Here is a 17,018-nt window from a genome sequence, read left to right on the forward strand (position 1 = left end):
ATCCCGGGGAGGCGCGCCGTTCAGCGCCGGGGTGCGAATGCCGCGACCGCCGCCATCGCCACCAGCAGCACCGCGCCGACCGAGGTCGCGATATGCATTCCGGAGACAAAGGATTCGCGCGCGGAATCGATCAGCGCGGTGTTCCCGCCCGCGTGCTGGATGGTTTCGCCGAGGGTGTCCGCATAGTCACCGCCCGATCGGAAGACCAGCGCCGCAATCGAACCCAGTAGCGCGAGGCCGAGCGCATTACCCAGTTCGAAACTGGTCTCGGAGATCCCGACCGCGGAACCGGCCCGCTCCGGCGGCACCGAGGAGACCGCCACATCCGACACCAGGGTGAACGCCAGGCCGTAACCGATTCCCGCGATCGTGGATCCGGCCAGGTACCAGGCGATTCCGCCGTCCACCCCGACGCCGACCAGCATGACATTGCCCACCGCGGCGGCCAGCAGCGCCAGCACGAAGGTGGCGCGCACTCCGAGCTTGTGCCCGATCCGCGCACCGCCCATCGAGCAGACGAATACCGCGATCGCCATCGGAATCCCGAGCAGTGCGGCCGCCAGCGGCTCACGTCCGGTCACCGATTGCAGATAGACGCTGGTGAGATAGCTCATCGCCGCCAGCGACATCATGCCGACCAGACTCGATCCGATGGCGACCGTGAACTGCACCCGCTGGAACAACCGCAGATCCAGCAGCGGTTCGGCCAGCTGTCGCTGCCGTCGCACGAAGACGGCGAGCAAGACGACACCGATGAGTCCGATAGCGATCGATGCGATATCGAATCCCTCGGCAGCGATCTGTTTGACCGCGTACACCGCCGGGAGGATACCGCCGATCGACAGCAGCACACTCGGAATATCGAGCGGTCCGACCACACCCGCGCGATGTTCGGGCAGGACGAACGGACCGAAGACGAGCAGGATCAGCAGCACCGGAATATTGATGAGAAATACCGAGCCCCACCAGAAGTGGTGCAGCAGCATCCCGCCGAGTATCGGCCCCACCGCGGATCCGCCCGCGAAGAACGCGGTCCACACCCCGATCGCGGCGGCGCGTTCGCGGGCATTCGGAAACAGGCTGGAGATCAGCGCGAGACTCGACGGCAGCAGGGTCGCACCGCCCATACCCATCAGCGCCCTGGCGACGATCAGCACCACCGCACTCGGCGCGAAGGCCGCGATGACCGAGGCGATGCCGAATACCGAGGCACCGACCAGCAGAATATTGCGCCGCCCGATCCGATCCCCGAGATTGCCCATGGTGATGAGCAGGCCCGCGATGAGGAAGCCGTAGATATCGAGAATCCACAGCTGCTGCGCGGCCGACGGATCGAGATCCAGGGTGAGCGTGGGCATGGCCAGGAACAGCACCGAGATATCCATCGATACCAGCAGCACCGGCAGCAGCAGCACCGCGAGGCCCAGCCGAGGGCGCCGCGAACCCGTCGGCGCCGGCGCCACCCGCGTGGCCTCCACCTGAGTCATTCCGAATCCTCTCCGTGTCGCGTACGGCGTACGCGTCAATCCGGGTACAGTGTACGCATGCGGCCCCAAAACTGGAAGCGAGTCATGGGATGACCGAGCCGAAGCTCACCCGAGCCGCCATTGTCGACACCGCGATCACCCTCGCCGACGAGGAAGGTCTCGACGGGTTGTCCATGCGACATATCGCAGAGCGGATGGGCGTCGGGGCCATGTCGCTGTACCGGCACGTCGCGAACAAGGACGAACTGCTCGCCCTGATGACCGACGAGATATCGGCTCGCAACCCGTACCCTTCGCCGGAGGGGAAGAACTGGACCTGGCGCGACCGGGTCCGCATTGCCGCCGAGATCGATTGGGCGCTCTACCAACAGCATCCGTGGGTGCTGCTCACCTTCGCCATGCCCCGTTACAGCTTCGGTCCACAGGGCCTGGCCTGCTTCGCGTGGCTGGTCGAAGGGCTGCGTGAGTTGAATGTCTCGACCCGCGAGGCGGCCACCATGGCCTTCGCGGTGTGGAACTACATCTCCGGGGCCACGCTCCCGCATATCAGTGGTGCGCTGGTCGCACGCAAGGGCATGAATCCGGAAGGAGACAACGGACTGCGGGCATTGCTGGAAGGAAAATCACAGCTGCCGATTCCGCCCGCGCTCGCGGATCTGAACGGTAGCGGTGTGAGCGATCTGACCTCGGAGGATCTGCTGTACCTCGGATTGTCCGCGCTCTGCGACGGATTCGAGGCCCGCTGGGTTCGAACGTCTTGACCTGAACGGCACTTCAGGTTGCACGGTTGACTCGATCGCCGACGAACAGGAGTCACCGTGCACGCCATCCGCCTCCATGCCTTCGGACCCGCCGAGAATCTGCGCTACGAAACGGTGCCCGATCCGGTGCCCGGGCCGGGGCAGGTGCTCATCCGGGTCGCGGCGGCGGGCGTGCACGTCATCGATACCGCGTTGCGCAGGGGCGAGCCCGGCCCGTACCCGCTGCCACAGCTGCCGACCATTCCGGGCCGCGAGGTCGCCGGAATCGTCGACCGGATCGGGCCGGATGTCGATGCGTCCCGGCTCGGCAAGCGAGTGGTCGCACATCTCGGGGCGGTCCCCGGTGGCTACGCCGAGTTGGCCGTAACGGAAACCACTCGGCTGCACGAGATTCCGGCCGATCTCGATGCGGCCGAGGCGGTCGCGATCATCGGCACCGGGCGAACGACCATGGGGATTCTGTTGTTCACCGAACTCGGTCCCGACAGTGTGGTCGTGGTAACCGCGGCGGCAGGTGGCATCGGGACCCTGCTGGTTCAGCATGCGAAGAACGTCGGCGCCACCGTGGTCGGCCTGGCCGGTGGGCCCGCGAAAGTCGAACTGGTGCAACGCAATGGCGCGGATATCGCGATCGACTATCTACTCCCCGACTGGCCCGCTCAGGTGCACGCGCGACTCGGCGGCCGGCGCGCGACCGTGCTGTTCGACGGTGTCGGCGGCGAAATCAGCCGTGCCGCCATCGATCTGCTCGGCAAGGGCGGACAGCACCTCGTCTACGGCGCTGCCAATGGTGCGCCGCTATCGCTGCCGGATGAGGAGTTGGCGGCGCGCGGCATCACTTCCGAACTGGTCGTCGGGCCGCGCCTGCTCCAGCGGGTCGGCGGCGATCTGCGCCCGCTCGAGCACACGGCCATGGCCGAGGCCGCAGCCGGTCGACTGCGACCCGTCGTCCAACGTTTCGAGCTGTCCGACGCGGTCGGCGCACACCGCGCGCTGGAGACGCGCGGCACCGTCGGCAAGGTGGTACTTCAGATGTAGGAGCGATAGCCCGGATCGTTCTCCGCTATGGGAAATTCGATTGAGCCCCGCTGACGGACCTCCGTACCCTCGCCCAAATGAATAGCACCACCACGCTGCTCAACGTCGTCGATGTCGAAGCGACCTGTTGGGCAGGCGACACGCCGCCCGGCGCGGTCAGCGAGATCATCGAGATCGGGCTGACCGTGGTCGATCTTTCGGCGCGCGAGCGAATCGCCAAGCACCGCATCCTCGTTCGTCCCGAGCGCTCGTCCGTGAGCCCGTTCTGCGCGGAACTCACCGGACTCACCCAGGCCGAGGTCGATTCCGGCTCACCTACGCCGAAGCCTGCCGCCTACTCGCCACCGAACATGAAGCGGGCGTTCGCCCCTGGGCGAGCTGGGGCGACTACGACCGCGAACAGTTCCTCGGCCAATGCCGGGCGACCGGCGTCGAATACCCGTTCAGCCAGGTGCACACCAACGCCAAACTGGTCTTCGCGGAGGCGTATGGCCTGCGCAGGCGCGAAGGCATGGCGGGCGCGCTGCGCATCGCAGGACTCCCACTGGAGGGACGGCACCATCGCGGCGCGGACGACGCCTGGAATATCGCCGCCTTGGTCCTCGACCTGGAGCGGCGCGCTGCCTGGCATCCAGCAAGCTGTTAGTCGACCGACTCGCCGTTGACCACCGCATACGCGAAACCGTCCCAGCCCTTGCTGCCCACCGTCTGCAGCACGGTCGCATCGAGGCTCGGCTCGGCGGCCAGCAGATCGATCAGATCGCGGCTCGCCTGCACCATCGGATCGTCGGAATGCTCGTCGGCGACGGCGCCATTGCGCACCACATTGTCGACGATGATCACCGATCCGGGGCGTGTCAGGCGCAGCGCCCAGAGCACATAGTTCGAATTGTTGACCTTGTCGGCATCGATGAACACCAGGTCGAACGGGTCCGGATCCTCATCGGCCAGCACCGGCAGGCTGTCCAGGGCCGCGCCGACCCGGATATCGACCCGTTCGCCGACTCCGGCCCGATCCAGATTCTCCCGCGCCACCGCCGCATGCCGCGGCTCGAACTCCAGGGTGACCACCTGCCCCTCCTTGCCCACCGCGCGGGCCAGCCAGATCGTGCTGTACCCGCCGAGCGTCCCGATCTCGAGCACCCGACGCGCCTGGACCGACCGCGCGATCAGATGCAAGAACTTCCCCTGCGCGGGCGATACATCGATCGCCGGCAGCCCCGCCGCCGAGTTCGCAGCCAACGCCGCCGCAGTCGAATCCCCCTCCCCCACCAGAGTGTCCACGAGGTAGCTATCCACATCGGCCCATTCAAAGGTCGTCATACCCGCAGTCTGCCACCGCACCCACCGATCCCGCCGCAATCAGCCACCAGCAACCGCACGCAATCCGGGCGGTCCTGAGGGGTTCGCGCACATCTATCGGCGACCTCGCACAGGCTGCACAGCCTATGCGCGGCAGTCACAAGGTCTGCGATACCGGCCCGGCCGTGGCGAGGCAGCCAGGACTTGCGTTGGTCGTACAGGTCCTCTTCGGTCGGGTCGTCGGGGACGACGATGTCGTCGCGGTGGGGTGTGCACGTTCCCGGCTGTGTGGTTTGGGTGCGTCCGTAACGCAACGTCCTCAGAACAGGAAGTACCGCTGGGCCATGGGCAACTCGGCTGCGGGCTGTTCTGTCCACACCTCGCCGTCGATGCGGACGGTGAAGGTGTCCGGGTCGACCTCGATGCGCGGCATGGCGTCGTTGTTGGTCATATCCGTTTTGGTGACGCGACGAACGTTCTTGACGGGAGCCAGTTTTCGGCGCAGACCGAGGCGTTCGGCGAGACCGTCCTCGATGGCCTGTTCGGAAACGAAATGCACGGACGTATCCGCGGCGACCAATGGTGCGGCACCGAACATTGGGCGCGGCAACACCGGCTGCGGGGTCGGGATGGAGGCGTTGGCGTCGCCCATGGCGGCCCAGGCGATCGCACCGCCCTTGAGGACGGCGTGCGGCCGGACACCGAAGAACGCCGGGTCCCAGAGGACCAGATCGGCGAGTTTGCCCACTTCCACCGAACCGATTTCGTCGTCGAGACCGTGCGCGATGGCCGGGCAGATCGTGTACTTCGCGATGTAGCGCCGCACCCTGGCATTGTCGGCGGCGCCGTCACCGGGCAGTGCGCCCCGGCGGCGCTTCATGACGTGCGCGGTCTGCCAGGTGCGCATGACGACCTCGCCGATGCGGCCCATGGCCTGTGAGTCGCTGCCGATCATCGAGATCGCGCCGAGATCGTGCAGCAGATCCTCGGCGGCGATCGTCGAGGGCCGGATCCGGCTCTCCGCGAAGGCGAGGTCCTCCGGGATGGACGCGCTGAGGTGGTGGCACACCATGAGCATGTCCAGGTGCTCGTCCAAGGTATTGACGGTGTGCGGACGCGTCGGGTTGGTCGAGCTGGGCAGCACATTGCGATGTGCTGCGACAGTGATGATGTCGGGCGCGTGCCCGCCACCCGCCCCCTCGGTGTGATACGCGTGGATGCCGCGGCCCGCGATGGCGGCGAGGGTGTCCTCGACGAATCCGGCCTCGTTCAGCGTGTCCGAGTGCAGCGCCACCTGCACACCCGCGGCGTCGGCGACGGTGAGGCAGGCATCGATCGCGGCCGGCGTGGAGCCCCAGTCCTCGTGCAGCTTGAAACCCGCCGCGCCGCCGCGCAATTGCTCCCACATGGACTCGGCACTGACCGTATTGCCCTTGCCGAGCAGCACGATATTCATCGGCCAGCCGTCGGTGGCCGCCAACATCCGTGCCAGATGCCAGGCTCCGGGCGTCACCGTGGTCGCCTTACTGCCCTCGGCGGGACCGGTGCCGCCGCCGATCAGTGTGGTGATGCCGCCGCCGAGCGCCTCGTCCATCAGCTGCGGACAGATGAAGTGCACGTGACAGTCGATCGCGCCCGCGGTCAGGATGCGGCCATTGCCCGCGATGATCTCGGTATTCGGGCCGACCACCAGATCCGGATGCACCCCGTTCATGGTGTCCGGATTGCCTGCCTTGCCGAGCGCGCAGATGCGGCCGTCGCGGATGCCGACATCGGCCTTGATAATTCCCCAATGGTCGATGATGACCACGCCGGTGATCACGGTGTCCGGGGTGCCCTCGGCACGGGTCGCGCGGGCTTGGCCCATGGATTCGCGCAGCACCTTGCCGCCGCCGAAGACGGCCTCATCGCCCGCGAGACCCGGTCCGCCGCTGCGGTCTTCGGTTATCTCGATGAGCAGATCGGTATCCGCCAGGCGAATTCGGTCGCCGGTAGTCGGTCCGAAGAGCTCGGCATACCGCGCGCGGCTCAGCTCACTCATCGCGTCCTACCTCCCGGCGCACGGAAAAATGCGCCCCACACCGAATTGTCCGTGAAAGCCCGCGCGGCATACGAATTCGTGCAGGCGGTCTGCCGCTAGTCATCGAGGCGGCCAGGAGGCGTCAGGCTGATGCCGTGGACCTCGCGGGCGCCACCGAACGGGACCAGCGAAACTCGTTGTCCGAGACCGGGCTCGAAGCGCACCGCGGTTCCGGCGGGAATATCGAGCCGCCGCCCGTGCGCGACCGCCCGGTCGAAGCGCAACGCGGCATTGGCCTGCGGGAAATGCGCGTGGCTGCCGACCTGGACCGGTCGATCACCGGTGTTCACGACATCGAGTTCGATCCGATCCGCGCCCGCGTTCAGTTCGATAGTGCCGTCCGCACAGAAGTATGCACCCGGGACGAGCGGAGAATCAGCCATCACCGGCCCCTAACCGATCGGATGATGGACGGTGACCAGCTTGGTGCCATCCGGGAAGGTGGCCTCGACCTGCACATCGTGGATCATCTCCGGCACGCCCTCCATCACATCGGCGCGCGTGAGAACCGTTCGCCCCGAAGACATCAGCTCCGCGACGGTGCGCCCGTCTCGGGCGCCCTCGAGCACGTGGTCGGTGATCAGCGCGACCGCCTCGGGATGGTTCAGCTGGAGTCCGCGTGCCCGCCTGCGCCGGGCCAGTTCGGCCGCATAACTCAGCAGCAGCCGTTCCTGCTCGTGCGGCGACAGTCGCATGCGGGCTCCTCGGCGGTCGTGGATCAGGGTGACGGTAATTCTGGCACGCCCGTGTCGAGGGTGCCGGTCAATCCCTGGCGGGCAGATTCTGCAGCCGCACCTGGCCGCGGGCCACCGTACGTCCTTCGCCGTCGGTGAGCACGACCTGCCACAGCTGCTGCAACCGGCCGCGGTGCAGCGGCGTCGCCTCACCGAAAACCTTGCCCTCGCGCACCGAGCGCAGGAAGTCGGTGTTGTTGTTCACGCCGACCACGGTGCCTTTATTGCCCTGTGCGGTGTACCAGACCCCGCCGCCGATGCTGGCCAGCGATTCGATGACGGTGCAGTACACGCCGCCGTTGACGATGCCGGCCAACTGCTGCAGCTGCGGCCCAGCGGTCAGCTCACCACGCACCCGGTCCGGCGTGACCTCGGTGAATTCGAGGCCGATCAGATCGGTGAAGGTGTTCTTGCTGAGCTCGGTCAGCAACTCGGGCGTGACCTCGGCCAGCGACTGGATCTGGGCAACTTCCTGCTGTGTCATGCATTCACCTTGGCACAGCGCGTCTCGGGCCTCGCACGATGCTCCCCGACGGCCGCTTTCGTCCGCCCGGTACAGAGCGGCGGGCTCCACACACCCGTGGAGCCCGCCGCGGCAATGGATCGGGGGTTCACGGCAGCCCTCCGGAACGCTCGGCCGATCCCAACGCCGACAACAGTATAGGTCAGGCTTACCTAACTAGGCAACTCCTTGCCGCGCCGCACCAGGCTTGCGGCGATGCGTTCGATCAAGATCCCGCGGTCTACCAGACACTTTCTGCCAGAACCCATTCCGCGCTCGACCATCGAGGACATCATCGACACGGCCCGGTGGACCGGTTCGGCGCGCAACCGTCAACCATGGCGGTTCCTCGCGGTGACCACCGACGCGCTGCGTGCCGAGTTGAGCAAGTTCGGCCACTATGCGGGCCATCTCGCGGAGGCGCCAGTGATCCTCGTATTGCTCTCCGCGGACAACGGTTTCGCCGATACCGAGTTCGATATGGGCCGCATCTGCCAGTCACTGTGCCTGGCGGCCCACGACTACGGCCTGGGCACCTGCGTCACCACATTTCACCCCGATGACAACGTCATCCGGGTGAGCGCCCTGCTCGATCTCCAACCCGGCTGGCTCCCGCACCACGCGATCGCCATCGGCCGCCGAGATCCGCACCGACACCGGGGTCCTTCGGCCATCCCTACCGGACGACTGCCCGGGTCGACCCTGCTCACCTGGGCGTAGGGGCGTCTACCGAACCGGGCACCCGACCACCCGTCGCACCGGCAGACCACGCTCTTCCAGCGCAAGCAGCAATCCCTCACCACGCCGCGCACCGACCATGGAATCCGTCCGCGCCAGATCCGGGACATAGGTCGCCGCGCCGACAATGGATTCGCCGACGAGCGACCAGAACCGGCGCCCACCGAGCCCGGCGCAGCCCGCCAGAGTCCGCTGGATCAATCGCAGCGACGGCTCGCACCGATGCGCCAGCCACACGTACATCGCCTGCTCGCACGGCAACGTCAGCACACCCGGCTCCCCCGCCAGTCGATCGGCGTCGAGTACGCGAATCGTGGTGTCGTCCAAGCCGGCCCAGTCGACGCCGCCATCATTGTCGGCGTGGATCCACAGGTTCTCGATACCCGGATCCCACACGCGCCCCTCGGCCACCAGCAGGGCGACCACCCGCCCGATCACCGCGTGGATCAGCGCGGTCGCAACCACTTCGGCGGCGGTATCGGCGCTGATCATCTCCGCGGCGTGGCGTCGGTACATCAGCTCGATCCGGCCCTCGCGCAATCCGTCGGCGAGCCGCCACCAGCGCCGTCTGCCCTGCTCGGACATGGCCGCCACCGCGTAGACCCGCGGATGTTCGGGTTGCAGCGAGCGCAGCCGGGCACACGCTCTCCCGAACGCCACAGGGGGCTGGCCAGGCATGCGGGTTGCCACTGGCTCGGGCATCGAACCTCCTCGGGTCGGCTCCGTAATGGGTCGGCTTGGAAAGATAGGTTAGGCTTACCAGACCTAGCAACCGGACACCATATATCGAGTCAGGAGAAGTTCGTCGCCGTGACGGCATCAGGCACCATCGCGCCGGGGGCGCGACGAACGAATCCAGCGCGCCATCGTCGGCTCGGGCTCGTCTTGCTGAGCGCGCTCCTGCTGCTCGCCACCGTGGTCAGCATCGCGATCGGCACCCGATCGCTGTCACCCGGCACCGTCTACGACGCCGTGCACAACGCCTTGACCTGCCCGGGCGGACCGTTCACCTGCCCGGCCGGATCCACAGCGGAGGAGATCGTGCGCGGACTTCGCCTGCCGCGCACCGCACTTGCGCTGGTCACCGGGCTCGCACTCGGTATCGCCGGTGCGCTGATCCAGGGTTATACCCGCAATCCGCTCGCCGACGCGGGATTGCTCGGCTTGAACGCGGGCGCGGCATTCCTTGCGGCGCTGAGCATTTACCTATTCGCGCTGACCGCACCCGAACAGTACATCTGGTTCGCCTTCGCCGGAGCGCTGCTCGCGGGGCTGGTGGTGTTCGGGGTGTCGGCGATCGGCGGTGGCAAGGCGAGCCAGCTCAGCTTGGTGCTGGCCGGTGCGGCGGTAACCGCATTCCTGCAGGCCATGACGAATGCCATTGTGCTGCTGGACAACGCGGCGCTGGATACCTACCGATTCTGGGTGGTCGGCACCGTGAACGGACGCGATGCCGAGGTGTTCTGGCAGGTATCGCCGTTCTTGGCGATCGGTGTGGTACTCGCCGTTGTCGCCTCGCCCGGGCTGAATCTGCTCAGCCTCGGTGACGAGGTCGCGCGCGGGCTCGGGGTGAATGTCGAGCGCAGTCGGGCGCTCGGACTGGCCGCGATCGTCTTGCTGAGCGGTGCGGCGACGGCGGCGGTCGGCCCGATCGCATTCATCGGGTTGGTCGTGCCGCATATCGCACGGGTTTTCACTGGTCCCGACTACCGCTGGCTGATCCCGTATTCCGGACTACTCGGCGCGTTGCTACTACTCGTCGCCGATGTGGCCGGGCGAATTGTGGCGCGGCCCGGTGAGTTACAGGTCGGTGTGATGATCGCGGCCCTCGGTGCGCCGTTCTTCGTCCTGCTCGTCCGTCGCAAGAAATTGGTGAGCCTGTGAGCGAGCGAATAATCGACGAGATCTCCCAGGATCACACACAGATCCCGGCGTCTGCCGAAGCACCGCTGAATCGCATCCGCCCCGCACTGCGCCTCGGCCCGGTCTCCATGGTGCTGCGCCCCACCATGGCGCTCATCGTTCTCGCGCTCGCCGCCACGCTGCTCGCACTCTTCTGCCTCGACATCGCCTTCGGCGACACCCACATTCCGCTCGGCCGCGTCCTGGATGTGCTCACCGGCGGCGGCACCCGATCCCAGCGCTTCATCGTGCTGGAATCCCGCTTGCCGCGCGCGCTCACCGCGCTGGTCGTCGGTGCGGCACTGGGCATCGCGGGTGCGATCACCCAGTCCATCCTGCACAATCCGCTGGCCGCGCCGGATATCCTCGGCATCACCACCGGCTCCAGTCTCGGCGCTGTCGCCGTCGTCGTCGGAACCGGCGGCACCACAGCGGCATTCGCCGCGCGCGTCGGTGCTCCGCTGGCCGCGCTGGCCGGCGGGCTGCTGACCGCGGCCGCCATCTACCTACTCGCGTGGGGCCGTGGCGTCACCGGCGGCCGCGGCGTCACTCCGATGCGACTGGTGTTGATCGGCATCGGGGTGAACGCATTCCTGTTGTCCGGCATCAGCTTTCTGCTCACCCGCGCCAGCCTGCAGGACGCGGCCCGTGCGCAACTCTGGCTCAACGGCTCACTCAATGGTGCGGACCGGACCAAGCTGATTCCAGCCGCGCTCGCACTGGCCGTGGTCACGCTGGTGGCCCTGTGTTCCACGAGAACCCTTGCCGCACTACGTCTCGGCACCGATACCACCCGGGTCCTCGGGGTGCGGATCCAAACCCAGCAGGCGCTGCTGATCGGCGCGGCCGTGGTGGCCGCATCGGTCGCCACCGCCGCGGTCGGTCCGGTGGGGTTTGTGGCGCTCGCCGCACCGCAGATCGCGCGCCGACTGCTGCGAACTCCCGGCGAACCGCTCATCGGCGCGGCATTCATCGGTGCCATCCTGGTGGTCGGCGCGGATGTGGCCGCGCGCACGCTATTTCCGGTCGACCTGCCGGTCGGTGTCGTGACCGCCGGCTTCGGCGGACCGTTCCTGCTCTACCTGCTCGTGCGTATGAATCGGAAGGCGACCCTGTCATGACCACCGACACCCGGCTCTCCGCACAGGAAGTCACCCTCGGCTACGGCGACCGCGTCATCGTCGACGGACTCAGCATCGATATCGCCCCCGGCGTGGTCACCACCGTCATCGGCCCCAACGGCTGCGGCAAGTCGACCATGTTGCGCGCGCTGGGTCGCCTGCTGCGTCCGCGACAGGGCCGAATCCTCTTGGACGGCAAGGCGATCTCGTCGATGAAGACCAAGGATGTCGCCTGTATCCTCGGCATGCTGCCGCAGTCGCCGGTCGCGCCCGAGGGGCTGACGGTCGCGGATCTCGTTGCGCGCGGACGTCATCCGCACCAGTCCTGGATCCGGCAGTGGTCGGCCACCGACGAGGACGAGGTCATGGCCGCGCTCGCCGCGACGGGCATTGCGGAGCTGGCCGATCGCGCTCTCGACGAATTGTCCGGCGGGCAGCGCCAGCGCGCCTGGATCTCGATGGCACTGGCCCAAGGCACCGATATCCTGCTGCTCGACGAGCCGACCACTTACCTCGACCTCGCACATTCGATCGAGGTCCTGGACCTCATCGACCGCCTGCACGACGAGCACGGCCGCACCGTGGTGATGGTGCTGCACGATCTCAACCTGGCCATCCGCTATAGCGACCGGCTCATCGTCATGCGCGACGGACGCATCGTCGCCCAGGGCGCACCCGCCGACATCATCGATGTCGCGCTGCTGCGCGAGGTCTTCGATCTCGACGCGTCCGTCTTGGAGGATCCGGTATCCGGCCGACCGATGATCGTGCCCATCGGAACGCGACATGTCCGGGCGGCCTACGAATCGAGCGCGGTGCGGGACTGGTCCCAGCGCTGGGCCGCCACACAGCCTATGACAAATACCACACCAGCTATCTGACAGTTACGACGACCTGTAGTACGCAATTGTGTCGTTGAGTCCGTAAACTTGTGGAATGGCAGGACTTGGTGAACTCGAGAAAGCGGTCATGGACCAGCTGTGGTCCACGGACGAACCACAGACCGTACGGCAGGTACACGAGGCTTTGGCCGCCCGCCGTGAGCTCGCGTACACCACGGTGATGACGGTGCTGCAACGGCTGGCGAAGAAGAACCTGGTGGTGCAGCGACGCGACGACCGCGCCCACCGCTACGCCCCGGTGCACACCCGCGACGAACTGGTGGCCAGCTTGATGGTCGACGCACTGCAACAGGCCGATGTGGCGGGCAGCCGCGCGGCGGCGCTCGTGCACTTCGTTGAACAGGTCGGTAGGGACGACACGGACGCGTTGCGCGAAGCACTCGCTAAGCTCGAAGCATCCGAAGATACTGCGCCGCCGAGGCAGTAGTCTTGGGATCCTGGCCTCACAATGAGGTGAGTGCCCTGGCCCCACAACGCAGTGAGCTGAGTCGATGAACGCAACCGCGCCGGTCTTTGCCGGTCTCGCTTTGCTTCTCGCGGGGCCCGCCCCAGCGCTGTTGAGCCGCGCGACCTGGCCGTACCGGACACCGCGCGCCGCGCTCGTGTTGTGGCAGGCCATCGCGCTCGCCGCCGTGCTCAGCGCATTCGGCTCGGGGCTGGCCATTGCCGCCCAACTACTCGTGCCCGGACCGGACGGTCGCCCGACCACCTCCCCGGCGCGCGAGATCGATGCGCTCGGACTGCCGCTGTGGCTGGCGTACGTATTCGTCTTCGCATTGACGCTGCTGGTCGGCGCGCGACTGATGTACGCGATCGTGCGCGTAGGCGTGCACACCCGCAGACGCCGGGCGCGCCATCGCATGCTCGTCGATCTGCTCGACCTGAGCGGACCGCAGCGCCGCGCCGCCGATATCCGGGTGCTCGGCTCGACCGAGCCGATCGCCTACTGCCTGCCCGGTCTGCGCCAGCGGGTCGTGTTGAGCGAGGGCACCCTGACCAGCCTGCAGGACGCCGAGGTCACGGCCATCGTCAGCCATGAGCGCTCCCATCTGCGAGCCCGCCACGACCTGGTGCTCGAGGCCTTCACCGCGGTGCACGAGGCATTCCCCAGGGTGGTGCGCAGCAAGGCCGCGCTCGGCTCGGTGAAACTGCTGATCGAACTGCTCGCCGACGACTCCGCCGTGAAGGTCACCGGCCCGAAACCGCTGGCGCGCGCCCTGGTCGCGTGCGCGAAGTCCACCGCACCGCAGGGCGCGCTCGCCGCTGGCGGTCCGACCACCTTGATCCGCATCCAGCGACTCGGTGGGCGGATCGGCGATATTCGAGTCGCTGCGGCGGCCTATCTGGGTTCGGCGGCCATCCTGGTGGTCCCGACAATGGCCGTCGCGGTACCCTGGCTGGTCGAACTGGATCGACTGCTCCGTAACTGATTCATCCGGTTCCACCTGATACACCCGGTCCTACCGCATCCGGCGATGACCGGGCCCAACCATCTCGGCGGCACCCCGCGTGCCCGGATCCGCCCGCGCCGAGACATGAAAGGCACACACCCCCTTTGACCTCCTCGACCCCTGCCACGACCTTCGCGGATCTGGGCCTACCCGCCGTGCTCGTCCAGGCGTTGCGCCGCGACGGCATCGAGACCCCGTTCCCGATCCAGGCCGCGACCGCGACCGATGCGCTGGCGGGCAAGGATGTGCTCGGGCGCGGACCTACCGGCTCCGGCAAGACTTTGGCCTTCGGGCTGCCGATGCTCGCGCTGCTCACCGGCGCCCAAGCCAAGCCGGGTAAGCCGCGCGGTCTGGTGCTGGTACCGACCAGGGAACTGGCGGCCCAGATCGAGAAGGCGCTGGACAATGCCGCGTTATCGCTGGGATTGCGGGTCGCCTCGGTGGTCGGCGGCGCACCGATCAAGCGTCAGGCCGATCGGCTCGCGCGCGGTGTCGATCTGCTCATCGCCACGCCGGGCCGTCTTGAAGATCTGATCAACCAGCGCTCGGCCGATCTGTCCGAGGTGCGGATCACCGCACTCGACGAGGCCGACCACATGGCCGACATGGGCTTCCTGCCCCAGGTCACCAAGCTGCTCGACCGGACACCGAAAGACGGTCAGCGACTGCTGTTCTCGGCCACCCTCGACGGTGAGGTCGACAAGCTGGTCAAGCGCTACCTGCGCGCCCCCGTCACCCATTCGACCGCACCGCCGTCGGCCTCGGTCGCCACCATGTCGCACCACCTGCTGTTCCTGCGCAAGGCCGATAAGCGCGAGATCACCGCGCAGATCGCCGCGCGCGACGGGCTGACCATTATGTTCGTGCGCACCAAGCACGGTGCGGATCGGCTCGCGAAGCAGCTGCGCGCGGCCGGAATCGCGGCGGGCGCACTGCACGGCGGTAAGGCGCAGAACAATCGCGTGCGAACCCTCGCCGCATTCGCGGACGGCACGACCCCAGTACTGGTGACCACCGATGTGGCCGCGCGCGGCATCCATGTCGACGGTATTTCCCTTGTCGTCCATGTCGATCCGCCCGCCGAATCGAAGGCGTACCTGCATCGCGCTGGCCGCACCGCGCGCGCCGGTGAGGACGGCGTAGTCGTCACGCTGGTCACCGAGGAGGAACGCACCGAGGTCGAGAAGATGACCCGCAAGGCGGGCGTCGACGTGGATGGCGTGCAGGTTCGTCCGGGTGATCGGCGGCTGATCCAGATCACCGGCGCGAAGCAGCCCTCGGGCGTAGCGATCGTCGCGGCGAACTCGGCGGTGACGGTGGGTGACGAAGGCGAGTTGAAGGTGGGCACTGGTCGACGTGGTGGGTCGAACCGCAGGTCGGGCGGTGCTGGGCGCGCTGCGGGGGCGGGTAGCGCCGGTCGCGGTGCGAGAGCGGGTCGCGCCGGTCGCGGCGCAACCGCCGGTGCCGGTCTCAGCGCGGGATCGGGTGCTGCCGGTCGACATGCAGGTTCCGGCGGCGGTGGTCGCAATGCAGGTTCCGGCAATGCCGGTCGTGGTGCGGGAACGGGCAGCACCGGGCGCGATGGTGTGAAGAAGGCCTCGGGCCATTCGCCGAGTTCCACCGCGACGTCGAGTCGGCGCGGTGTCGGCTCTTCGGGCCGGGGCGCGGGTGGGTCGTCTGCCCCTGCGACCTCGGGTCGGACTACGGGCACGGCCACAACTGCGCCGGGCCGCGGCGCCGGAACGGCGAAGACGGCTCCAGGCCGGGCCGCGACCTCGGCATCCGCGGCGCCGGGTCGTGCCGCCGGGTCGGCGAAGACGGGCACCGCACGTAGCGCCGGATCGGGCTCAGCCGCGGGCGGGGTCTCGGCCAACCATGACCCCGGGGCGACTTCCGGTCGCGGTGTCGGCGCAGCCGGAGCGGACCGCACCGCCGCGACCAGCGGCGACACGCCCGGGCGTACACGTCGACGCGCCGGACGGCCGCAGGGGGTGCCGGGGAACCGCAATCTCGGGGCAAACTGATCGGGTGTCGAATCACGAGGTGGGCGCGGTTGCCTGTGCCTTGATCGCGGCGCTGCTGTTCGCGCTGGCCGCGGTGGCGCAGCAGCATGCCGCCGCAGCGATCCCGGAAGACCGGTCACTGATGGGTTCGCTGATGCGCAGTCCGCGCTGGTGGGCCGGAGTCGTCGGGGACGCGGGCGGTTTCGCGATGCAGGTCGCGGCGCTGGCCTTGGGCGCGGTCCTGCTCGTGCAACCGATCCTGGTCAGCATGCTGATCTTCGCCCTCCCCCTCTCCGCCCGACTCAACAAACGCCGGATCGCCCCGAGCACCTGGGCGACCGCCATCGCCCTCGCGGTGGCGCTGGCCGTTTTCTTGATCGTCGGCGACCCGACCCAGGGCAATACCACTGCGCCCCTGCGGGATTGGATTCCGCCGCTGACCGCGCTACTGGCCACCCTCGCGGTCGCGCTCGTCGTTGGTGTCAAGTCCGCCGACCCGACCCGTCGCGCCCTACTTTTCGGCGCCGTCGGCGGTGCCCTTTTCGGCCTCGCCGCCGCACTCACCTCCTACGTCACGGGATTGTTCGACGATGGCCTCGGCCATGTGCTCGGCAGTTGGCAGACCTGGGCGCTGATCGCATCCGGCGTGATCGGCCTCTATCTCCAGCAACGCGCCTACCAAGCGGGCCCCCTCGTCGCCTCCCTCCCGGCCGTCACCATCGCCGAGCCCCTGGCCGCCGCCTTCATCGGCATCACCGTCCTCGACGAACGCCTCCGCACCGACAATTTGGGCCTACTTGCCATCGCCATCGCGGTAATCACCATGTGCGCGACCACAATCCAACTCTCCCGCGTCGAAGCCGAGGTCTGACCTCGAAACCGGGATCGGGTCGACGCCATGGCGACTTCCACCGAAAAGCCCAGCCAGCAGTCCCATCTGATCTTGATCCCGGCGACGCGACCACCGACTCGCGCATGGCGTGGACCGAATGCTGGG

18 protein-coding genes and 1 pseudogene are annotated in these 17,018 nt (G+C 67.7%); 11 read left to right on the plus strand and 8 right to left on the minus strand.

Annotated features, from left to right (window positions below; all coding sequences use genetic code 11):
* Nucleotides 1–20: 20 nt before the first annotated feature.
* Nucleotides 21–1,487, minus strand: coding sequence for an MFS transporter (locus tag ACQP2D_RS25785; protein WP_433678488.1), 1,467 nt, complete (start codon nucleotides 1,485–1,487; stop codon nucleotides 21–23).
* A gap of 89 nt (nucleotides 1,488–1,576) precedes the next feature.
* Here ACQP2D_RS25785 and ACQP2D_RS25790 point away from each other — a divergent pair, with 89 nt between their 5' ends.
* Both ACQP2D_RS25790 and ACQP2D_RS25795 read left to right on the plus strand, forming a co-directional pair.
* Nucleotides 1,577–2,248 carry a TetR/AcrR family transcriptional regulator gene (locus tag ACQP2D_RS25790; protein ID WP_433678489.1) on the plus strand — a complete coding sequence of 224 codons (672 nt, stop codon included), beginning with the start codon at nucleotides 1,577–1,579 and terminating at the stop codon, nucleotides 2,246–2,248.
* A 57-nt stretch (nucleotides 2,249–2,305) separates the two neighbouring features.
* Complete coding sequence (locus tag ACQP2D_RS25795) at nucleotides 2,306–3,286, plus strand: zinc-binding dehydrogenase (protein WP_433678490.1); 981 nt, start codon at nucleotides 2,306–2,308, stop codon at nucleotides 3,284–3,286.
* Here the strand turns inward: ACQP2D_RS25795 and ACQP2D_RS25800 are convergent.
* Nucleotides 3,277–3,510: a hypothetical protein gene (locus tag ACQP2D_RS25800; protein WP_433685975.1), complete on the minus strand. Its 234-nt coding sequence runs from the start codon at nucleotides 3,508–3,510 to the stop codon at nucleotides 3,277–3,279. The genes ACQP2D_RS25795 and ACQP2D_RS25800 overlap by 10 nt on opposite strands.
* Here ACQP2D_RS25800 and ACQP2D_RS25805 point away from each other — a divergent pair.
* On the plus strand, nucleotides 3,451–3,951 hold the full coding sequence (locus tag ACQP2D_RS25805; RefSeq protein WP_433685764.1) for a hypothetical protein: 501 nt from the start codon (nucleotides 3,451–3,453) through the stop codon (nucleotides 3,949–3,951). The two genes, ACQP2D_RS25800 and ACQP2D_RS25805, sit on opposite strands and share 60 nt — an antisense overlap.
* Here ACQP2D_RS25805 and ACQP2D_RS25810 read toward each other — a convergent pair.
* The 5 genes from ACQP2D_RS25810 to ACQP2D_RS25830 form a co-directional block, all read right to left on the minus strand.
* Nucleotides 3,929–4,609 carry an O-methyltransferase gene (locus tag ACQP2D_RS25810; protein WP_433678491.1) on the minus strand — a complete coding sequence of 227 codons (681 nt, stop codon included), beginning with the start codon at nucleotides 4,607–4,609 and terminating at the stop codon, nucleotides 3,929–3,931. The genes ACQP2D_RS25805 and ACQP2D_RS25810 overlap by 23 nt on opposite strands.
* Nucleotides 4,610–4,907: 298 nt before the next feature.
* Complete coding sequence (locus tag ACQP2D_RS25815) at nucleotides 4,908–6,629, minus strand: urease subunit alpha (RefSeq protein WP_433678492.1); 1,722 nt, start codon at nucleotides 6,627–6,629, stop codon at nucleotides 4,908–4,910.
* Nucleotides 6,630–6,724: 95 nt separating this feature from the next.
* Complete coding sequence (locus ACQP2D_RS25820; RefSeq protein WP_433678493.1) at nucleotides 6,725–7,051, minus strand: urease subunit beta; 327 nt, start codon at nucleotides 7,049–7,051, stop codon at nucleotides 6,725–6,727.
* Between the two features lie 9 nt (nucleotides 7,052–7,060).
* A complete protein-coding gene (locus ACQP2D_RS25825) occupies nucleotides 7,061–7,363 on the minus strand; it encodes an urease subunit gamma (protein WP_433678494.1) in 303 nt (100 codons plus the stop codon).
* A 67-nt stretch (nucleotides 7,364–7,430) separates the two neighbouring features.
* Entirely contained in the window at nucleotides 7,431–7,886 is a 456-nt protein-coding gene (locus ACQP2D_RS25830; RefSeq protein ID WP_433678495.1) for a PaaI family thioesterase, read from the minus strand.
* Nucleotides 7,887–8,120: 234 nt separating this feature from the next.
* On the opposite strand from ACQP2D_RS25830, the gene ACQP2D_RS25835 reads away from it, so the two are divergent.
* Nucleotides 8,121–8,624, plus strand: a complete 504-nt coding sequence (locus tag ACQP2D_RS25835) for a nitroreductase family protein (RefSeq protein ID WP_433678496.1) — start codon at nucleotides 8,121–8,123, stop codon at nucleotides 8,622–8,624.
* A gap of 6 nt (nucleotides 8,625–8,630) precedes the next feature.
* On the opposite strand, the gene ACQP2D_RS25840 is transcribed toward ACQP2D_RS25835, so the two are convergent.
* On the minus strand, nucleotides 8,631–9,344 hold the full coding sequence (locus ACQP2D_RS25840; protein WP_433678497.1) for a hypothetical protein: 714 nt from the start codon (nucleotides 9,342–9,344) through the stop codon (nucleotides 8,631–8,633).
* A 108-nt stretch (nucleotides 9,345–9,452) separates the two neighbouring features.
* On the opposite strand from ACQP2D_RS25840, the gene ACQP2D_RS25845 reads away from it, so the two are divergent.
* The 7 genes and pseudogenes from ACQP2D_RS25845 (at nucleotide 9,453) to ACQP2D_RS25875 (ending at nucleotide 16,892) form a co-directional block, all read left to right on the plus strand.
* A complete protein-coding gene (locus ACQP2D_RS25845) occupies nucleotides 9,453–10,526 on the plus strand; it encodes a FecCD family ABC transporter permease (RefSeq protein WP_433678498.1) in 1,074 nt (357 codons plus the stop codon).
* Between the two features lie 107 nt (nucleotides 10,527–10,633).
* On the plus strand, nucleotides 10,634–11,665 hold the full coding sequence (locus ACQP2D_RS25850; protein WP_433685765.1) for a FecCD family ABC transporter permease: 1,032 nt from the start codon (nucleotides 10,634–10,636) through the stop codon (nucleotides 11,663–11,665).
* Nucleotides 11,662–12,546 (plus strand): ABC transporter ATP-binding protein, encoded by an 885-nt coding sequence (locus ACQP2D_RS25855; protein ID WP_433678499.1) that lies wholly within the window; start codon nucleotides 11,662–11,664, stop codon nucleotides 12,544–12,546. Before ACQP2D_RS25850 ends, ACQP2D_RS25855 begins: the two co-directional genes overlap by 4 nt.
* A gap of 55 nt (nucleotides 12,547–12,601) precedes the next feature.
* The gene (locus ACQP2D_RS25860) at nucleotides 12,602–12,994 is read left to right on the plus strand and encodes a BlaI/MecI/CopY family transcriptional regulator (protein ID WP_433678500.1); all 393 of its coding nucleotides are present in this window, start codon (nucleotides 12,602–12,604) and stop codon (nucleotides 12,992–12,994) included.
* Between the two features lie 64 nt (nucleotides 12,995–13,058).
* Entirely contained in the window at nucleotides 13,059–13,997 is a 939-nt protein-coding gene (locus ACQP2D_RS25865; protein ID WP_433678501.1) for a M56 family metallopeptidase, read from the plus strand.
* A gap of 125 nt (nucleotides 13,998–14,122) precedes the next feature.
* A pseudogene (locus ACQP2D_RS25870) lies at nucleotides 14,123–15,457 on the plus strand (DEAD/DEAH box helicase); the annotation flags it as partial.
* Nucleotides 15,458–16,046: 589 nt separating this feature from the next.
* Nucleotides 16,047–16,892: a DMT family transporter gene (locus tag ACQP2D_RS25875; RefSeq protein ID WP_433678502.1), complete on the plus strand. Its 846-nt coding sequence runs from the start codon at nucleotides 16,047–16,049 to the stop codon at nucleotides 16,890–16,892.
* Nucleotides 16,893–17,018: the final 126 nt, after the last annotated feature.

This window comes from Nocardia sp. CA-119907, assembly GCF_050955995.1.
Lineage (GTDB): Bacteria > Actinomycetota > Actinomycetes > Mycobacteriales > Mycobacteriaceae > Nocardia.

Excerpts from the sequence above, each read along its gene's own strand:
- ACQP2D_RS25785 (WP_433678488.1), bottom strand. The coding sequence starts at position 1,487 with ATGACTCAGGTGGAGGCCACGCGGGTGGCGCCGGCGCCGACGGGTTCG.
- ACQP2D_RS25790 (WP_433678489.1), top strand. The coding sequence starts at position 1,577 with ATGACCGAGCCGAAGCTCACCCGAGCCGCCATTGTCGACACCGCGATC.
- ACQP2D_RS25810 (WP_433678491.1), bottom strand. The coding sequence starts at position 4,609 with ATGACGACCTTTGAATGGGCCGATGTGGATAGCTACCTCGTGGACACT.
- ACQP2D_RS25815 (WP_433678492.1), bottom strand. The coding sequence starts at position 6,629 with ATGAGTGAGCTGAGCCGCGCGCGGTATGCCGAGCTCTTCGGACCGACT.
- ACQP2D_RS25820 (WP_433678493.1), bottom strand. The coding sequence starts at position 7,051 with ATGGCTGATTCTCCGCTCGTCCCGGGTGCATACTTCTGTGCGGACGGC.
- ACQP2D_RS25825 (WP_433678494.1), bottom strand. The coding sequence starts at position 7,363 with ATGCGACTGTCGCCGCACGAGCAGGAACGGCTGCTGCTGAGTTATGCG.
- ACQP2D_RS25830 (WP_433678495.1), bottom strand. The coding sequence starts at position 7,886 with ATGACACAGCAGGAAGTTGCCCAGATCCAGTCGCTGGCCGAGGTCACG.
- ACQP2D_RS25835 (WP_433678496.1), top strand. The coding sequence starts at position 8,121 with ATGCGTTCGATCAAGATCCCGCGGTCTACCAGACACTTTCTGCCAGAA.
- ACQP2D_RS25840 (WP_433678497.1), bottom strand. The coding sequence starts at position 9,344 with ATGCCCGAGCCAGTGGCAACCCGCATGCCTGGCCAGCCCCCTGTGGCG.
- ACQP2D_RS25850 (WP_433685765.1), top strand. The coding sequence starts at position 10,634 with ATGGTGCTGCGCCCCACCATGGCGCTCATCGTTCTCGCGCTCGCCGCC.
- ACQP2D_RS25855 (WP_433678499.1), top strand. The coding sequence starts at position 11,662 with ATGACCACCGACACCCGGCTCTCCGCACAGGAAGTCACCCTCGGCTAC.
- ACQP2D_RS25860 (WP_433678500.1), top strand. The coding sequence starts at position 12,602 with ATGGCAGGACTTGGTGAACTCGAGAAAGCGGTCATGGACCAGCTGTGG.
- ACQP2D_RS25865 (WP_433678501.1), top strand. The coding sequence starts at position 13,059 with ATGAACGCAACCGCGCCGGTCTTTGCCGGTCTCGCTTTGCTTCTCGCG.